Source organism: Staphylococcus sp. EG-SA-14 (assembly GCF_017151935.1).
GTDB lineage: Bacteria > Bacillota > Bacilli > Staphylococcales > Staphylococcaceae > Staphylococcus > Staphylococcus aureus.
Genome location: NZ_JACVZM010000010.1, coordinates 46558 through 63903 on the forward strand (window position 1 = coordinate 46558; position 17346 = coordinate 63903).

Sequence of the window (17346 nt, forward strand, 5' to 3'; positions counted from 1 at the left end):
ATTTCAACCATGGAAACAATTTTTGATTATAACCAAATTAAACAAATTATACCTCACAGACAGCCATTTTTATTAATTGATAAAGTAGTTGAATATGAAGAAGGTCAACGTTGTGTGGCTATTAAACAAGTATCAGGAAACGAACCATTCTTTCAAGGGCATTTTCCTGAGTATGCGGTAATGCCAGGCGTATTAATTACTGAAGCGTTAGCTCAAACAGGTGCGGTAGCTATTTTAAATAGTGAAGAAAATAAAGGTAAAATCGCTTTATTTGCTGGTATTGATAAATGTCGTTTTAAACGTCAAGTAGTACCTGGTGATACTTTAACGTTGGAAGTAGAAATCACTAAAATTAAAGGACCAATCGGTAAAGGTAATGCTAAAGCTACTGTCGATGGTCAACTTGCTTGTAGTTGTGAACTTACATTTGCAATTCAAGATGTAAAATAAAACAAAAAAAACATTCAAAGATTTAATGTGTTGGCATAATCTTTGAATGTTTTTTATTTTACTCTTCTAATTTTTCATCCTTTAACTTTGGTTTAGACTGCATCATTCGATTAAATGATTTTTTTAATTCTTCACCAGATAATCCATCATCAATAAGTTGTTCTAATAAACTTTCAGCATACTGTTGACGTAAAGTGTAAATATGACATTCAAATACGATAGACATTGTTGTTTTAAAATTTTTAATACTTTTCACAGTAGATTCAAATAAAGCTGGATCATTGGCTGGACGCGTGATGACGACACGAATATCCAATAACTGTTCATTGTCTTGATATTCCTTAAATGTTTCATAATGCTCATTAGAAATGACAATTTCAAGCAACCAACCCGTGCCACTTTCCTCTTTATTAATTATTACGCCATCTTCTAATTCATATTCTATAATTCTGCCGTGTTCATTCACAATTTGAAACCTTACTGCTTTAAAAGTTTTCATATTCCCACATCCCATTAGTTTAATATTTATGATTTTTGAATTATTTAGAAGATTTAAGGTCATTTCATGACTAATTTCTTTAAATATAACAAATAACGAGATGCTATAGCTATTAATTATATAAAATTTGCCATTTTGACCATTTTTAAGCTAGTAATTAAGATATAGGCATAGGAGGTGAATCACACACTACATGCTAAATAAAATCGTAATTGTCGGGAGACTGACGAAAGACGCACAAATATTTGAAAAGGAGGATAGAAAAATTGCAACGTTTTGTGTTGCAACGCACCGAAATTATAAAGATGAAAATGGAGAAATCGTCTGTGATTACTTATTCTGTAAAGCATTTGGCAAGTTAGCTTCTAATATAGAAAAATATACTAATCAAGGTACATTGGTTGGTATAACTGGTCAAATGAGATCAAGAAAGTATGATAAAGACGGACAAACACACTTTGTCACTGAATTATATGTTGAAACAATAAAATTTATGTCCCCTAAATCCCAAAATAATGAAATTCTCTCAGATAGTATTTTAGATATTGACTCTCAAAATATAGATAATCATGACTTATTAGAAATTTAAATCCAATTATCCTAAACATCCTTAATATACATTTAATCCATCCTAAATTTTTTATAGATCTAATTAACTTGAAATATACTCACTTAAAAACGACTTACATGACTAGTACTGTTGTGTAGGTCGTCTTTTTGTGTAGTTTTTCTAATAGAAAATAGACATAGATTGCAAAACGATTACATAAAAAATTGCAAATAAAAAACATTTTTACTGTCATGACAATTCTCGATAGAATCATATCTGAAATTATGGGGGATTTCGTTGTAATCACTGTGTAAAAAAGAAGGCTATTTTTTTATTTTGTTGTAACCTGCACGGATTTTATAGATGTTACAGTAGTCTCTGTAAAACTTTTAGAGAAACAAATTACTTGTAGGAGGATTTTAAGATTATGAAGAAAACATTACTCGCATCATCATTAGCAGTAGGTTTAGGAATCGTAGCAGGAAATGCAGGTCACGAAGCCCATGCAAGTGAAGCGGACTTAAATAAAGCATCTTTAGCGCAAATGGCGCAATCAAATGATCAAACATTAAATCAAAAACCAATTGAAGCTGGGGCTTATAATTATACATTTGACTATGAAGGGTTTACTTATCACTTTGAATCAGATGGTACACACTTTGCTTGGAATTACCATGCAACAGGTGCTAATGGAGCAGACATGAGTGCACAAGCACCTGCAACTAATAATGTTGCACCATCAGCTGTTCAAGCTAATCAAGTACAATCACAAGAAGTTGAAGCACCACAAAATGCTCAAACTCAACAACCACAAGCATCAACATCAAACAATTCACAAGTTACTGCAACACCAACTGAATCAAAAGCATCAGAAGGTTCATCAGTAAATGTGAATGCTCATCTAAAACAAATTGCTCAACGTGAATCAGGTGGCAATATTCATGCTGTAAATCCAACATCAGGTGCAGCTGGTAAGTATCAATTCTTACAATCAACTTGGGATTCAGTAGCACCTGCTAAATATAAAGGTGTATCACCAGCAAATGCTCCTGAAAGTGTTCAAGATGCCGCAGCAGTAAAATTATATAACACTGGTGGCGCTGGACATTGGGTTACTGCATAAGCCATTTATGCATAGCTAATTAATAGTTATATAAGTAACTTTTAGATTGGAATATATCGGGGAATTCTCGATATGTTCCGGTTTTTTTATTTCGCAAATATATGTCATTATAGAGGCTGGGACATAAATCAATGTTCTATGCTCTACGAAGTTATATTGGCAGTAGTTGACTGAACGAAAATGCGCTTGTAACAAGCTTTTTCCAACTCTAGTCAACCTTGCCGGCGGGGCCCCAACACAGAGAAATTGGATTCCCAATTTCTACAGACAATGCTAGTTGGGGTGGGACGACGAAATAAATTTTGCGAAAATATCATTTCTGTCCCACTCCCAACTGAGCAACAATAATTGAAAATGTTGAAACCGTTTGCTAAGATTAATTTGCAATTGAATACTAAGGAACTACTAGGGGAGCCTAATGATATGGCTGAGATGAATTGTTCAGACCCTTATGACCTGATTTGGTTAGTACCAACGTAGGAAAGTAGTTATTGAAGTGATGGGGCTAGTATAGCAACATTGCCATCAAACTACTTTCATGTTGGAAGTAGTTTTTTTATTTAGGGAGGATTTTTTACAATGGAATTTTCACAAAAATTGTACCAAACTGCAAAGCCAATCATTAATGATATTTATGAGGATGACTTTATTCAAAAAATGTTATTAGGCAATATACAAGCTGATGCATTACGTCACTATTTACAAGCTGATGCAGCTTATTTAAAAGAATTCACAAACTTATATGCTTTGTTAATTCCAAAAATGAATAGCATGAATGACGTAAAATTTTTAGTAGAGCAAATAGAATTTATGGTTGAAGGTGAAGTACTTGCGCATGATATTTTAGCGCAAATTGTTGGTGAATCATACGAAGAAATCATTAAAACAAAAGTTTGGCCACCAAGTGGCGACCATTACATAAAACATATGTATTTCCAAGCGCATAGTCGTGAAAATGCTATTTATACAATTGCTGCAATGGCACCTTGTCCATATATTTATGCAGAAATAGCTAAGCGCTCTCAAAGTGATCATAAGCTTAATAGAGAAAAAGATACGGCAAAATGGTTTGATTTTTATAGTACTGAAATGGATGACATAATTAACGTATTTGAGGCATTAATGAATAAATTAGCCGAATCAATGTCTGACAAGGAATTGGAACAAGTAAAGCAAGTATTTTTAGAAAGTTGCATACATGAGCGTCGATTTTTCAATATGGCTATGACACTAGAACAATGGGGATTTGGAGGAAAAGTAAATGATTAAACCTAAAATAGCATTAACCATTGCAGGTACTGATCCAACAGGTGGTGCCGGCGTAATGGCTGATTTAAAATCATTTCATTCATGTGGTGTATATGGTATGGGCGTCGTTACAAGTATTGTTGCTCAAAATACATTGGGCGTACAACATATTCATAATTTAAATCATCAATGGGTAGATGAACAACTTGATAGTGTCTTCAATGATACCTTACCTCATGCTATTAAAACGGGGATGATTGCTACAGCAGATACTATGGAAACGATTCGTCATTATTTAATGCAACATGAATCTATTCCATATGTAATTGATCCTGTTATGTTGGCGAAAAGCGGTGATTCATTAATGGATAATGACACAAAGCAAAACTTGCAGCATACGTTATTGCCATTAGCTGACGTAGTAACACCGAATTTACCAGAAGCTGAAGAAATAACGGGACTAACCATTGATAGTGAAGAAAAAATTATGCAGGCTGGCCGCATCTTTATTAATGAGATTGGTAGTAAAGGTGTCATCATTAAAGGCGGTCATTCAAATGATACTGATATAGCAAAAGATTATTTATTTACTAACGAAGGTGTTCAAACATTTGAAAATGAACGATTTAAAACAAAACATACGCATGGAACAGGGTGTACATTTTCAGCAGTTATAACGGCAGAACTTGCAAAAGGTAGACCATTATTTGAGGCTGTACACAAGGCTAAAAAGTTTATTTCAATGAGTATACAATATACGCCTGAAATCGGCCGTGGTAGAGGTCCAGTGAATCATTTTGCATATTTAAAGAAAGAGGGATTAGACGATGAATTATCTAAATAAAATACGTATTGAAAACCCATTAACAATTTGTTATACAAACGATGTAGTTAAAAATTTTACAGCGAATGGTTTATTAAGTATTGGTGCTAGCCCTGCAATGAGTGAAGCTCCCGAAGAAGCTGAAGAATTTTACAAAGTTGCACAAGCGCTATTAATCAATATCGGTACTTTAACAGCAGAAAATGAACAAGATATTATTGCGATTGCTCAAACGGCAAATGAGGCAGGCTTACCTATTGTATTTGACCCTGTAGCTGTTGGTGCTTCTACATATCGAAAGCAATTTTGTAAATTATTATTGAAATCAGCGAAAGTATCAGTAATTAAAGGCAATGCATCTGAAATATTAGCGTTGATTGATGATACAGCAACTATGAAAGGTACAGATAGTGATGCTAATCTTGATGCGGTTGCAATAGCGAAAAAGGCTTACGCAACATATAAAACTGCAATAGTAATCACAGGTAAAGAGGACGTTATTGTTCAAGATAATAAAGCCATCGTATTAGCTAATGGATCTCCATTATTAGCACGAGTAACTGGAGCTGGTTGTTTATTAGGAGGCGTTATTGCTGGATTTTTATTTAGAGAAACAGAACCAGACATAGAAGCGTTAATTGAAGCGGTAAGCGTATTTAATATTGCTGCTGAGGTAGCTGCTGAAAATGAAAATTGTGGTGGTCCTGGTACGTTTTCACCATTGTTGCTTGATACGTTATATCATTTAAATGAAACAACCTATCAACAACGGATTCGTATTCAAGAGGTGGAATAATATGTTTAACCAATCGTATCTAAATGTGTATTTTATTTGTGGGACCTCCGATGTTCCGAGTCATCGAACTATTCATGAAGTATTAGAAGCAGCATTAAAGGCAGGGATTACACTTTTCCAATTTCGAGAAAAGGGTGAATCAGCTTTAAAAGGAAACGATAAACTTGTATTAGCTAAAGAATTACAGCATCTCTGTCATCAATATGATGTGCCTTTTATCGTTAATGATGATGTATCCTTGGCAAAAGAAATTAACGCGGATGGTATACATGTCGGTCAAGATGATGCGAAAGTCAAAGAGATAGCACAATATTTCACTGATAAAATTATTGGACTTAGTATTAGTGATTTAGATGAGTATGCAAAATCTGATTTAACTCATGTTGATTATATAGGTGTTGGACCAATCTATCCTACGCCGTCGAAGCATGACGCGCATATACCAGTAGGTCCAGAAATGATTGCAACGTTTAAAGAAATGAATCCGCAACTACCGATTGTAGCTATTGGCGGTATCAATACTAATAATGTGGCGCCGATTGTAGAAGCAGGTGCCAATGGAATTTCAGTCATTTCAGCCATTTCTAAAAGTGAAAATATTGAAAAGACTGTTAATCGATTCAAAGATTTTTTTAATAATTAGTTAAATTTTTCCACTTATTGTTTCATACGTACTCATTAATGTGATAGAATAAATCCTATGTGAATATAATGATAGAGGTGGAAAAATGAAGAAAAAAGCGTTACTACCATTATTTTTAGGTATTATGGTCTTTTTGGCTGGTTGTGACTATTCTAAACCTGAAAAACGTAGTGGGTTTTTCTACAATACATTCGTAGATCCAATGAAAAATGTATTGGATTGGTTGGGAAATAACTTATTAAACGACAATTATGGTTTAGCTATTATTATCCTTGTATTGGTAATTCGTATTATTTTATTACCATTCATGTTGTCAAACTATAAAAATAGTCATATGATGCGTCAAAAAATGAAAGTTGCAAAGCCAGAAGTTGAAAAAATTCAAGAAAAAGTGAAACGTGCGCGTACACAAGAAGAAAAAATGGCTGCAAACCAAGAATTAATGCAAGTATATAAAAAGTATGACATGAACCCGATTAAGAGTATGTTGGGTTGTTTACCAATGCTAATCCAATTGCCAATCATCATGGGATTATACTTTGTACTTAAAGACCAACTTGTAGATGGTTTGTTTAAATATCCACACTTCTTATGGTTCGATTTAGGACGTCCTGATATTTGGATTACAATTATTGCCGGTGTTTTATACTTTATCCAAGCATATGTATCAAGTAAAACGATGCCAGACGAACAACGTCAAATGGGTTACATGATGATGGTCATTTCACCAATTATGATTATCTGGATTTCATTAAGCTCAGCATCAGCACTTGGTTTGTACTGGTCAGTCAGTGCGGCGTTCCTTGTAGTTCAAACACACTTTGCGAACATTTATTATGAAAAAGTCGCTAAAAAAGAAGTACAACCTTTCATTGAAGCGTATGAAAGAGAGCACAACGGCGGCAGCAATAAAAAAGGCAAAAACACACAAGTAGTGTCTAAAAAGAAAAAGAAATAACCTTAGCAAGTCCAAATAATGTGCACCCTAAAAGTTGAAGATAATTTTAACTTTATAGGGCGCACATTATTTTTCGCTTCAATAGCGAAACTTAGTGTCACATTATACAATATGTGATAAATAGAAACAGCAGTAAGATGATTTCAAATGTGAAAGTCATCCTACTGCTGTTTTTATTTGAAATAGTATTAACGAGATTTCAGTATGTAAAAAGTGGTTAATAACAGAGTTGTCATTCTTCATCGCAATGTCATCTTGACACAATGATTCATCAGTGTAGAAGTATATGTCGTAACGCAACATGTCCACAGCAATTCACTAATGCATGTAACAGTGTGAAATAATAACGTCACAACGGCATAATACACATTGCAACGTCCCAACAACATATCATAGAATCGTAACGGCATGGCATGACACCAAAACTGGCTATAACACCATAACACCATAACACCGCAATGCCACATCATAGCACTACATCAAGTCGCATCGTAGCACCAGCACATCAAAGTAACATGGCATCAACACCAAACCTGTCTATAACACCATAACAGCGCAACGCCACATCATAGCACTATATCAAGTCGCATCGTGGTACCAGCACATCAAAGTAGCATGGCATCAACACCAAGCTCCCACAACAGCACATCAAAGTAACAAGGCATGACACCAAGCTTCCACAACAACACGCCATTACATCGCATCATCATACTACAACTTCAATGTCTAGTCGTGATAATTCCATTCCGTAAAAAACTGTTTCAAGTACATCATCATAAAGTCGTGACGTTCTTTAGCAATCATCTTCGCCGTATCTGTATGCATTAAAGATTCTAACTTAAGTAATTTTTCAAAGAAATGTTTAATTGCAGATGGTGGCAACTGTTCAACTAAATCATCATTAATCTTATCTAGTGACATATGTTCTGTCCACATAGGTTCACCAAAGTGTCCTGCAAATTGAAATGTTCGTGCAACACCTATAGCGCCTATAGCATCAAGACGATCTGCATCCCTGACAATTTGACCTTCTAAAGATAAAGTGACATGATCATTTTTGCCATTGCGATAGCTCATATTATTAATAATAAATAAAATGTGCTCTTGATCTTCGGTTGATAGTGATAAAGAAGATAAAAATGTCTTCAATTCAACATATTGTTTGTTAGCATCTACAACTTTTTCGTCAACGGTATCATGAAGCAAACATGCGAGTTCAATGACTAAAGTATCATTAACACCTTCATTTTCAGCGATTGATTTAGCTAAAGCAGTGACACGATATACATGCGCAATATCATGGCCTGTATAATCATTTTGATGAATAGATTCCATATATTTTTTGGCAGCACTAATGACGTCTGATTGTTGCATTAAAGTTACACTCCTCATATTTCTATTTTATAAGATAGGTGACAATAATTGTGAAATACCTTCTTTAAATTTAATCCAAAGACTTCGCTTAGCATAACGTGCTTTTGTTAATTCAGAAGATACTACTAAATCATCTATAAAAGCTTGTTTTAATTTTTTGGCAATTTGTTGGTCATAAATAAAAGCGTTGACTTCGAAATTCAATGTGAAACTGCGATGGTCCATATTAGCTGTTCCCACACTTGCAATTTCATCATCTATAACAAGTGTTTTTGAGTGTAAAAAGCCATTGTCGTAGTGAAATACTTTAACACCGGCATCTAATAAGGATGCTGCATTTTTTAAAGTAGCCCAAAAAACAAACGGATGGTCAGGTTTATTAGGAATCATGATATTGACATCAACACCACCTAATGCCGCAATTTTAATAGAATCTAAAAAGGCTTGATCAGGTATGAAATAGGGAGATTGAATATAAATCGATTTTTTAGCAGATGAAATCATTTTTAAATAACCGTATTTAATCTGTTCCCATTCTTCGTCAGGACCACTAGAAGCTATTTGAACGCCAATTGTTCCACCAGAATTTACATCTGGGAAATAACGATCATCATAGGAGATGTGGTCACGTGTGGCTTGTGAATTCCAATCTAGAATAAATCGTAATTGCAATGCATTCACTGCATCCCCGACAATTCGTAAATGCGTATCTCGCCAATAGCCGAATTTTTTTGATTTACCTAAGTACTCATCACCAACATTAAAACCACCAACATATCCAATTTGCCCATCTATTACAACAATTTTTCGATGGTTTCGATTGTTCATACGCAAGTTAATTAAAGGTAATTTTGATGGGAAAAATGCTTCAGCATGTCCACCTTTATTGCGAAACGGGCGTAAGCCTTTTTTACGCAGTCCACGAGAACCCATGTCATCATAAAGAATTTTAACTTCTACACCTTGTTCCGCTTTTTTACCAAGTTCATTTAAAATGGTACGACCTAATTCATCATTTTGAATAATATAGTACTGAAAATGAATATAATCAGTAGCATTACGGATGTCTTGTATTAGGTCATCAAATTTTTCTTGGCCGTCTGTGTATATTTTTAAATCGTTGTCTGTTGTTAAAAATGCTGCGTTATTATATAACAACATTTGAATCATTTCTTTAAATTTTACAATTTGATAATTGGAATTTGAAAAGTTTTCATTTTTTAAAGCAGCTAATTGCTCATCAACGATTAACTCTAATCCTTTTTTATCTTCCTTATCAATTTTGAAAATTTGGTCACGTTGAATTTGTCGTCCTAATAGTAAGTATAAAATGAAACCGAATAAAGGCAAGAAAACTAAGACTAGTAACCAAGCCCAGATAGAATTGGCAGAACGTCTTTCCATGAAAATAATGGTAAAGGCGAATAATAAGTTTAAAATAAATGCACCAATAAATATTGAATTTAAAATAATATTAGAATGCTTGAGTGCAATGGATAATAACTCTATCATTTGAAACCTCCCATCGAAAATCTTAAACGAGTAGTATATCTTATTAATTGTATCATGAAGCAATTTAAATATCATGACAATTTAGTTTGAAAAACACACTTTGTGTTGACGTTGTGTTTTATGGGATATAGTATAGTAAGGAATGTAAATGAAGGAGTGAATGCTATGACTGAACAAGATAATGCACATCATTCTGAACAAATAAAAACGAATCTTAAATCACGTTTAAATCGAATTGAAGGACAAGTGAGAGCGATTAATCGCATGATTGAAGAAGATGTCTATTGTGATGATGTCCTTACGCAAATAAGAGCGACACGTTCGGCGTTAAACAGTGTTGCGATAAAGTTATTAGAACAACATATGAAAAGTTGTATTATGAATAAAGTTAATCAAGGTGCTCAGGAAGAGGCAATGGAAGAGTTATTAGTGACTTTTCAAAAATTGATTAAAGACTAAAGGAGTTTAAGATGATACATCAAAATACGATTTACACAGCGGGAATTGAAACAGAAGAACAAGTAAGTCAATTGACAGAACGCATTTCAAATATGATAGGTGTTCATCAAGTGAATATTAATATAATAGATGGTCAAGTAACTGTATCGTATGAGACACCAGCAAATTTGAATAGTATTGAAAAAGAAATCTATGATGAAGGATACAAAATTGTATTTTAGGGTATAATGTAGAGTGCGCTATAGATTTTAATTTTGAAAATAAATTAAAAATTTTGTAAATGATGTAGTAAAGGTATGTCGAATAGGGTAAGATAATATTGAAAGCGATCCAAACGAGGTGATAATAATGAAACGTCCTGAAAAGATTCAAAATGTAGTCAAACTATTGTCATCATTAGGTGTGAATATTAAAAAAACTAAATCTCGTTTAGACATTATTAATACTTTGCCAGCATCTAATAAAGTAAGTCACGAATTAAAATAATTGACTGTGATTGTGAATCACACACCGTTAAAGCTATCGTCGGACTATTCGATGATAGCTTTTTTGACTGGATTTACTAAAATGAAAGCAAGTACTATATAACAAAATCCCTCTTTAGAGTGTACATTTTACAATGTGTACTTCAAAGAGGGATTGTTATTATCGAGTAATACCTATATATGACATTTTAAATCGACGACGTAAATAGACTATATAACGTCATCTTGAAAAGTTATGATATTTGAAACTCAAAATAGTTTAAATTAATTACTTTTTGGATGGTATAAATCGACATATCGTTTTGGTTCATGATAATAAATTGATAAGACTATACCTATTCCAGTCATCATACTCCATAGTGCACTACCACCATAACTAATAAATGGTAATGGAATACCAGTGATTGGTAACAACTGAATTGTCATACCAATATTTTGTAAAATATGGAACACAAGTAAAGTGACGAAACCAACGATAAAGATTTTGTTAAATTGATCTTCAATTTTCGCAGCTAATCTTATTAGATGGAAGATTAAAAATAAAAATATTAAGATCAATATGACAGAACCGATAAAGCCAAGTTCCTCCCCAATCACTGAAAAGATAAAGTCAGTATGATTTTCAGGTATATAAACTTCACCGTGATTGTATCCTTTACCTAGTAACTGTCCAGAACCGATAGCTTTAAGTGATTCAGTTAAATGATAGCCATCACCACTACTATATGTATAGGGGTCAAGCCATGAATTGATTCGTCCCATTTGATACAGTTGGACACCTAATAAATTTTCAATTAATGCGGGTGCATATAGAATACCTAAAATGACTGTCATTGCACCAACAATACCTGTAATAAAGATAGGTGCTAAGATACGCCATGTTATACCACTTACTAACATCACACCTGCAATAATAGCAGCTAATACTAATGTAGTTCCTAGGTCATTTTGCAGTAATATTAAAATACTTGGTACTAACGAGACACCAATAATTTTGAAAAATAATAACAAATCACTTTGGAATGATTTATTGAATGTGAATTGATTATGTCTAGAAACGACACGCGCTAATGCTAAAATTAAAATAATTTTCATGAATTCAGATGGCTGAATACTGATAGGGCCAAACGTGTACCAACTTTTGGCACCATTGATAATAGGTGTAATAGGTGACTCAGGAATAACGAGCAAGCCTATTAATAAAAGACAGATTAAGAAATACAATAAATATGTATAATGTTTAATCTTTTTAGGTGAAATAAACATGATGATACCTGCAAAAATTGCACCTAAAATGTAATAAAAAATTTGTCTGATACCGAAATTAGCACTGTATTGACCACCGCCCATTGCCGAGTTAATAAGCAGAACACTGAAAATTGCTAAAACAGCTATAGTGGCTACTAATACCCAGTCTACTTTGCGAAGCCAATGCTTATCCGGCTGTTGACGAGATGAATAATTCATTGCAAACTCCTTTTATACTCACTAATGTTTATATCAATTTTACATGACTTTTTAAAAATTAGCTAGAATATCACAGTGATATCAGCTATAGATTTCAATTTGAATTAGGAATAAAATAGAGGGGAATATTGTTCTGATTATAAATGAATCAACATAGATACAGACACATAACGCCTCGTTTTTAAAATGCAAAATAGCATTAAAATGTGATACTATTAAGATTCAAAGATGCGAATAAATCAATTAACAATAGGACTAAATCAATATTAATTTATATTAAGGTAGCAAACCCTGATATATCATTGGAGGAAAACGAAATGACAAAAGAAAATATTTGTATCGTTTTTGGAGGGAAAAGTGCAGAACACGAAGTATCGATTCTGACAGCACAAAATGTATTAAATGCAATAGATAAAGACAAATATCATGTTGATATCATTTATATTACCAATGATGGTGATTGGAGAAAGCAAAATAATATTACAGCTGAAATTAAATCTACTGATGAGCTTCATTTAGAAAATGGAGAGGCGCTTGAGATTTCACAGCTATTGAAAGAAAGTAGTTCAGGACAACCATACGATGCAGTATTCCCATTATTACATGGTCCTAATGGTGAAGATGGCACGATTCAAGGACTTTTTGAAGTTTTGGATGTACCATATGTAGGAAATGGTGTATTGTCAGCTGCAAGTTCTATGGACAAACTTGTAATGAAACAATTATTTGAACATCGAGGGTTACCACAGTTACCTTATATTAGTTTCTTACGTTCTGAATATGAAAAATATGAACATAACATTTTAAAATTAGTAAATGATAAATTAAATTACCCAGTCTTTGTTAAACCTGCTAACTTAGGGTCAAGTGTAGGTATCAGTAAATGTAATAATGAAGCGGAACTTAAAGAAGGTATTAAAGAAGCATTCCAATTTGACCGTAAGCTTGTTATTGAACAAGGCGTTAACGCACGTGAAATTGAAGTAGCAGTTTTAGGAAATGACTATCCTGAAGCGACTTGGCCAGGTGAAGTCGTAAAAGATGTCGCGTTTTACGATTACAAATCAAAATATAAAGATGGTAAGGTTCAATTACAAATTCCAGCTGACTTAGACGAAGATGTTCAATTAACGCTTAGAAATATGGCGTTAGAGGCATTCAAAGCGACAGATTGTTCTGGTTTAGTCCGTGCTGATTTCTTTGTAACAGAAGACAACCAAATATATATTAATGAAACAAATGCAATGCCTGGATTTACGGCTTTCAGTATGTATCCCAAATTATGGGAAAATATGGGCTTATCTTATCCAGAATTGATTACAAAACTTATCGAGCTTGCTAAAGAACGTCACCAGGATAAACAGAAAAATAAATACAAAATTGACTAACTGAGGTTGTTATTATGATTAATGTTACATTAAAGCAAATTCAATCATGGATTCCTTGTGAAATTGAAGATCAATTTTTAAATCAAGAGATAAATGGAGTCACAATTGATTCACGAGCAATTTCTAAAAATATGTTATTTATACCATTTAAAGGTGAAAATGTTGACGGTCATCGCTTTGTCTCTAAAGCATTACAAGATGGTGCTGGAGCTGCTTTTTATCAAAGAGGAACACCTATAGATGAAAATGTAAGCGGGCCTATTATATGGGTTGAAGACACATTAACGGCATTACAACAATTGGCACAAGCTTACTTGAGACATGTAAATCCTAAAGTAATTGCCGTCACAGGGTCTAATGGTAAAACAACGACTAAAGATATGATTGAAAGTGTATTGCATACCGAATTTAAAGTTAAGAAAACGCAAGGTAATTACAATAATGAAATTGGTTTACCTTTAACTATTTTGGAATTAGATAATGATACTGAAATATCAATATTGGAGATGGGGATGTCAGGTTTCCATGAAATTGAATTTCTGTCAAACCTCGCTCAACCAGATATTGCAGTTATAACTAATATTGGTGAGTCACATATGCAAGATTTAGGTTCGCGCGAGGGGATTGCTAAAGCTAAATCTGAAATTACAATAGGTCTAAAAGATAATGGTACGTTTATATATGATGGCGATGAACCATTATTGAAACCGCATGTTAAAGAAGTTGAAAATGCAAAATGTATTAGTATCGGTGTTGCTACTGATAATGCATTAGTTTGTTCTGTTGATGATAGAGATACTACAGGTATTTCATTTACGATTAATAATAAAGAACATTATGATCTACCAATATTAGGAAAGCATAATATGAAAAATGCGACGATTGCCATTGCGGTTGGTCATGAATTAGGTTTGACATATAACACAATCTATCAAAATTTAAAAAATGTCAGCTTAACTGGTATGCGTATGGAGCAACATACATTAGAAAATGATATTACTGTGATAAATGATGCCTATAATGCAAGTCCTACAAGTATGAGAGCAGCTATTGATACACTGAGTACTTTGACAGGGCGTCGCATTCTAATTTTAGGAGATGTTTTAGAATTAGGTGAAAATAGCAAAGAAATGCATATCGGTGTAGGTAATTATTTAGAAGAAAAGCATATAGATGTGTTGTATACGTTTGGTAATGAAGCGAAGTATATTTATGATTCGGGCCAGCAACATGTCGAAAAAGCACAACACTTCAATTCTAAAGACGATATGATAGAAGTTTTAATAAACGATTTAAAAGCGCATGACCGTGTATTAGTTAAAGGATCACGTGGTATGAAATTAGAAGAAGTGGTAAATGCTTTAATTTCATAGAGATTAGTCGAGGGACCTTTTACTTATAAAAATGATTTGAATTAATACTAAAAGATTACAAAGAAGAGGTGGTTTTGTGTGTAAATACAAAATTGCCTTTTTCTTTTTATGTTAAATCTATAAATTTGAAACTAAATCAAGGTTAATTCTATGTACACACTTTATATAGGAAGTAGTTTGAATGTTTATATAATGTTTTACAAAAAGATGTAGTATTATAATGTCTAATTTCACATGTGTTTCAGTAAAATTTGTTGTGGAATGTTAACGATATACGTATTTTATAAAAAAATTTTTATAATGATTATTCGAATGATGCGTAACGCTTACATCTTATCTAATGCTAGCTTTTTGACAAAAATATGACAATCAATTAATGTGATTCTAATAAATATTCGCAAATTGCTTTATTGCGATTAAATTTTTTTGGTGGTACTATATAGAAGTTGATGAAATATTAATGAACTTATATGCAAAAGTATATTGAGAAATAAACAGGTAAAAAGGAGAATTATTTTGCAAAATTTTAAAGAACTAGGGATTTCGGATAATACGGTTCAGTCACTTGAATCAATGGGATTTAAAGAGCCGACACCTATCCAAAAAGACAGTATCCCTTATGCGTTACAAGGAATTGATATCCTTGGGCAAGCTCAAACCGGTACAGGTAAAACAGGAGCATTCGGTATTCCTTTAATTGAGAAAGTAGTAGGGAAACAAGGGGTTCAATCGTTGATTTTAGCACCTACAAGAGAATTGGCAATGCAGGTAGCTGAACAATTAAGAGAATTTAGCCGTGGACAAGGTGTCCAAGTTGTTACTGTATTCGGTGGTATGCCTATCGAACGCCAAATTAAAGCCTTGAAAAAAGGCCCACAAATCGTAGTCGGAACACCTGGGCGTGTTATCGACCATTTAAATCGTCGCACATTAAAAACGGACGGAATTCATACTTTGATTTTAGATGAAGCTGATGAAATGATGAATATGGGATTTATCGATGATATGAGATTTATTATGGATAAAATTCCAGCAGTACAACGTCAAACAATGTTGTTCTCAGCTACAATGCCTAAAGCAATCCAAGCTTTAGTACAACAATTTATGAAATCACCAAAAATCATTAAGACAATGAATAATGAAATGTCTGATCCACAAATCGAAGAATTCTATACAATTGTTAAAGAATTAGAGAAATTTGATACATTTACAAATTTCCTAGATGTTCATCAACCTGAATTAGCAATCGTATTCGGACGTACAAAACGTCGTGTTGATGAATTAACAAGTGCTTTGATTTCTAAAGGATATAAAGCTGAAGGTTTACATGGTGATATTACACAAGCGAAACGTTTAGAAGTATTAAAGAAATTTAAAAATGACCAAATTAATATTTTAGTCGCTACTGATGTAGCAGCAAGAGGACTAGATATTTCTGGTGTGAGTCATGTTTATAACTTTGATATACCTCAAGATACTGAAAGCTATACACACCGTATTGGTCGTACGGGTCGTGCTGGTAAAGAAGGTATCGCTGTAACGTTTGTTAATCCAATCGAAATGGATTATATCAGACAAATTGAAGATGCAAACGGTAGAAAAATGAGTGCACTTCGTCCACCTCATCGTAAAGAAGTACTTCAAGCACGTGAAGATGACATCAAAGAAAAAGTTGAAAACTGGATGTCTAAAGAGTCAGAATCACGCTTGAAACGTATTTCTACAGAGTTGTTAAATGAATATAACGATGTTGATTTAGTTGCTGCACTTTTACAAGAGTTAGTAGAAGCGAACGATGAAGTTGAAGTTCAATTAACTTTTGAAAAACCATTATCTCGCAAAGGCCGTAATGGTAAACCAAGCGGTTCTCGTAACAGAAATAGTAAGCGTGGTAATCCTAAATTTGACAGTAAGAGTAAACGTTCAAAAGGATACTCAAGTAAGAAGAAAAGTACAAAAAAATTCGACCGTAAAGAGAAGAGCAGCGGTGGAAGCAGACCTATGAAAGGTCGCACATTTGCTGACCATCAAAAATAATTTATAGATTAAGAGCTTAAAGATGTAATGTCTTGAGCTCTTTTTTGTTTTCAATAATTGATTCTCTGTAGATATCAAAGTACTAACGTTTTAAAGGTTAAATATTTAATTGGATTGAGATCTGTATGCGGTTATATCATTCTGTGTAAATATGGTTCTCC

18 protein-coding genes and 1 riboswitch are annotated in these 17346 nt (G+C 33.3%); of the genes, 14 read left to right on the forward strand and 4 right to left on the reverse strand.

Translation table 11 applies throughout. The features are described from left to right. Positions 1 to 9 precede the first annotated feature (9 nt). Positions 10 to 450 (forward strand): 3-hydroxyacyl-ACP dehydratase FabZ, encoded by a 441-nt coding sequence (gene fabZ, locus IDG63_RS07630; RefSeq protein WP_000447678.1) that lies wholly within the window; start codon positions 10 to 12, stop codon positions 448 to 450. A 58-nt stretch (positions 451 to 508) separates the two neighbouring features. Here fabZ and IDG63_RS07635 read toward each other — a convergent pair whose 3' ends face one another. Further along, positions 509 to 949: a YwpF-like family protein gene (locus IDG63_RS07635; protein WP_000846746.1), complete on the reverse strand. Its 441-nt coding sequence runs from the start codon at positions 947 to 949 to the stop codon at positions 509 to 511. Between the two features lie 193 nt (positions 950 to 1142). Between IDG63_RS07635 and IDG63_RS07640 the strand changes: the two genes are divergently transcribed. The 7 genes from IDG63_RS07640 to yidC all read left to right on the forward strand — a co-directional run bounded on the left by IDG63_RS07640 (position 1143) and on the right by yidC (position 7090). Next, positions 1143 to 1538: a single-stranded DNA-binding protein gene (locus IDG63_RS07640; protein WP_000932694.1), complete on the forward strand. Its 396-nt coding sequence runs from the start codon at positions 1143 to 1145 to the stop codon at positions 1536 to 1538. Between the two features lie 388 nt (positions 1539 to 1926). Continuing rightward, on the forward strand, positions 1927 to 2622 hold the full coding sequence (gene sceD / locus IDG63_RS07645; RefSeq protein WP_000752001.1) for a lytic transglycosylase SceD: 696 nt from the start codon (positions 1927 to 1929) through the stop codon (positions 2620 to 2622). A gap of 397 nt (positions 2623 to 3019) precedes the next feature. Then, positions 3020 to 3122, forward strand: a riboswitch (TPP riboswitch). Between the two features lie 79 nt (positions 3123 to 3201). Next, positions 3202 to 3891, forward strand: coding sequence for a thiaminase II (gene tenA, locus IDG63_RS07650; RefSeq protein WP_000396079.1), 690 nt, complete (start codon positions 3202 to 3204; stop codon positions 3889 to 3891). Next, positions 3884 to 4714, forward strand: coding sequence for a bifunctional hydroxymethylpyrimidine kinase/phosphomethylpyrimidine kinase (gene thiD, locus IDG63_RS07655; RefSeq protein WP_000594959.1), 831 nt, complete (start codon positions 3884 to 3886; stop codon positions 4712 to 4714). The genes tenA and thiD overlap by 8 nt, the downstream gene beginning before the upstream one ends. Then, complete coding sequence (thiM, locus tag IDG63_RS07660) at positions 4698 to 5489, forward strand: hydroxyethylthiazole kinase (RefSeq protein WP_001108480.1); 792 nt, start codon at positions 4698 to 4700, stop codon at positions 5487 to 5489. Before thiD ends, thiM begins: the two co-directional genes overlap by 17 nt. Position 5490: 1 nt before the next feature. After that, positions 5491 to 6132, forward strand: a complete 642-nt coding sequence (gene thiE / locus IDG63_RS07665; protein WP_000483153.1) for a thiamine phosphate synthase — start codon at positions 5491 to 5493, stop codon at positions 6130 to 6132. Positions 6133 to 6217: 85 nt separating this feature from the next. Beyond that, entirely contained in the window at positions 6218 to 7090 is an 873-nt protein-coding gene (yidC, locus tag IDG63_RS07670; RefSeq protein WP_000725802.1) for a membrane protein insertase YidC, read from the forward strand. Positions 7091 to 7816: 726 nt separating this feature from the next. Here yidC and IDG63_RS07675 read toward each other — a convergent pair. Both IDG63_RS07675 and cls read right to left on the reverse strand, forming a co-directional pair. Next, entirely contained in the window at positions 7817 to 8464 is a 648-nt protein-coding gene (locus IDG63_RS07675; RefSeq protein WP_001187634.1) for an HD domain-containing protein, read from the reverse strand. Between the two features lie 27 nt (positions 8465 to 8491). Next, a complete protein-coding gene (gene cls, locus IDG63_RS07680) occupies positions 8492 to 9976 on the reverse strand; it encodes a cardiolipin synthase (protein WP_206176404.1) in 1485 nt (494 codons plus the stop codon). A gap of 165 nt (positions 9977 to 10141) precedes the next feature. On the opposite strand from cls, the gene csoR reads away from it, so the two are divergent. The 3 genes from csoR (at position 10142) to IDG63_RS07695 (ending at position 10921) form a co-directional block, all read left to right on the forward strand. Then, the gene (csoR, locus tag IDG63_RS07685) at positions 10142 to 10435 is read left to right on the forward strand and encodes a copper-sensing transcriptional repressor CsoR (protein WP_000138932.1); all 294 of its coding nucleotides are present in this window, start codon (positions 10142 to 10144) and stop codon (positions 10433 to 10435) included. A gap of 11 nt (positions 10436 to 10446) precedes the next feature. Then, entirely contained in the window at positions 10447 to 10656 is a 210-nt protein-coding gene (csoZ, locus tag IDG63_RS07690) for a putative copper chaperone CsoZ (protein ID WP_000581792.1), read from the forward strand. 127 nt (positions 10657 to 10783) lie between these two features. Further along, positions 10784 to 10921 (forward strand): Lmo0850 family protein, encoded by a 138-nt coding sequence (locus IDG63_RS07695; protein ID WP_000828354.1) that lies wholly within the window; start codon positions 10784 to 10786, stop codon positions 10919 to 10921. A gap of 263 nt (positions 10922 to 11184) precedes the next feature. On the opposite strand, the gene IDG63_RS07700 is transcribed toward IDG63_RS07695, so the two are convergent. Continuing rightward, a complete protein-coding gene (locus IDG63_RS07700; RefSeq protein ID WP_001109939.1) occupies positions 11185 to 12387 on the reverse strand; it encodes an FtsW/RodA/SpoVE family cell cycle protein in 1203 nt (400 codons plus the stop codon). 317 nt (positions 12388 to 12704) lie between these two features. Here IDG63_RS07700 and IDG63_RS07705 point away from each other — a divergent pair, with 317 nt between their 5' ends. From IDG63_RS07705 to cshA, 3 genes are all read left to right on the forward strand, one after another. Next, positions 12705 to 13775, forward strand: a complete 1071-nt coding sequence (locus IDG63_RS07705) for a D-alanine--D-alanine ligase (RefSeq protein ID WP_000159631.1) — start codon at positions 12705 to 12707, stop codon at positions 13773 to 13775. 14 nt (positions 13776 to 13789) lie between these two features. Next, positions 13790 to 15148 (forward strand): UDP-N-acetylmuramoyl-tripeptide--D-alanyl-D-alanine ligase, encoded by a 1359-nt coding sequence (locus tag IDG63_RS07710; protein ID WP_000611465.1) that lies wholly within the window; start codon positions 13790 to 13792, stop codon positions 15146 to 15148. Between the two features lie 516 nt (positions 15149 to 15664). After that, positions 15665 to 17185, forward strand: a complete 1521-nt coding sequence (gene cshA / locus IDG63_RS07715; RefSeq protein ID WP_001178942.1) for a degradosome RNA helicase CshA — start codon at positions 15665 to 15667, stop codon at positions 17183 to 17185. The last annotated feature ends 161 nt before the right edge of the window (positions 17186 to 17346 follow it).

What these genes read in the sequence shown, in the direction of transcription:
- yidC (WP_000725802.1), top strand. Translation starts at nt 6,218, where the DNA reads ATGAAGAAAAAAGCGTTACTACCATTATTTTTAGGTATTATGGTCTTT.
- IDG63_RS07675 (WP_001187634.1), bottom strand. Translation starts at nt 8,464, where the DNA reads ATGCAACAATCAGACGTCATTAGTGCTGCCAAAAAATATATGGAATCT.
- IDG63_RS07695 (WP_000828354.1), top strand. Translation starts at nt 10,784, where the DNA reads ATGAAACGTCCTGAAAAGATTCAAAATGTAGTCAAACTATTGTCATCA.
- thiE (WP_000483153.1), top strand. Translation starts at nt 5,491, where the DNA reads ATGTTTAACCAATCGTATCTAAATGTGTATTTTATTTGTGGGACCTCC.
- IDG63_RS07640 (WP_000932694.1), top strand. Translation starts at nt 1,143, where the DNA reads ATGCTAAATAAAATCGTAATTGTCGGGAGACTGACGAAAGACGCACAA.
- fabZ (WP_000447678.1), top strand. Translation starts at nt 10, where the DNA reads ATGGAAACAATTTTTGATTATAACCAAATTAAACAAATTATACCTCAC.
- csoZ (WP_000581792.1), top strand. Translation starts at nt 10,447, where the DNA reads ATGATACATCAAAATACGATTTACACAGCGGGAATTGAAACAGAAGAA.
- IDG63_RS07705 (WP_000159631.1), top strand. Translation starts at nt 12,705, where the DNA reads ATGACAAAAGAAAATATTTGTATCGTTTTTGGAGGGAAAAGTGCAGAA.
- thiM (WP_001108480.1), top strand. Translation starts at nt 4,698, where the DNA reads ATGAATTATCTAAATAAAATACGTATTGAAAACCCATTAACAATTTGT.
- cls (WP_206176404.1), bottom strand. Translation starts at nt 9,976, where the DNA reads ATGATAGAGTTATTATCCATTGCACTCAAGCATTCTAATATTATTTTA.
- tenA (WP_000396079.1), top strand. Translation starts at nt 3,202, where the DNA reads ATGGAATTTTCACAAAAATTGTACCAAACTGCAAAGCCAATCATTAAT.
- sceD (WP_000752001.1), top strand. Translation starts at nt 1,927, where the DNA reads ATGAAGAAAACATTACTCGCATCATCATTAGCAGTAGGTTTAGGAATC.
- IDG63_RS07635 (WP_000846746.1), bottom strand. Translation starts at nt 949, where the DNA reads ATGAAAACTTTTAAAGCAGTAAGGTTTCAAATTGTGAATGAACACGGC.
- csoR (WP_000138932.1), top strand. Translation starts at nt 10,142, where the DNA reads ATGACTGAACAAGATAATGCACATCATTCTGAACAAATAAAAACGAAT.
- IDG63_RS07700 (WP_001109939.1), bottom strand. Translation starts at nt 12,387, where the DNA reads ATGAATTATTCATCTCGTCAACAGCCGGATAAGCATTGGCTTCGCAAA.
- IDG63_RS07710 (WP_000611465.1), top strand. Translation starts at nt 13,790, where the DNA reads ATGATTAATGTTACATTAAAGCAAATTCAATCATGGATTCCTTGTGAA.
- thiD (WP_000594959.1), top strand. Translation starts at nt 3,884, where the DNA reads ATGATTAAACCTAAAATAGCATTAACCATTGCAGGTACTGATCCAACA.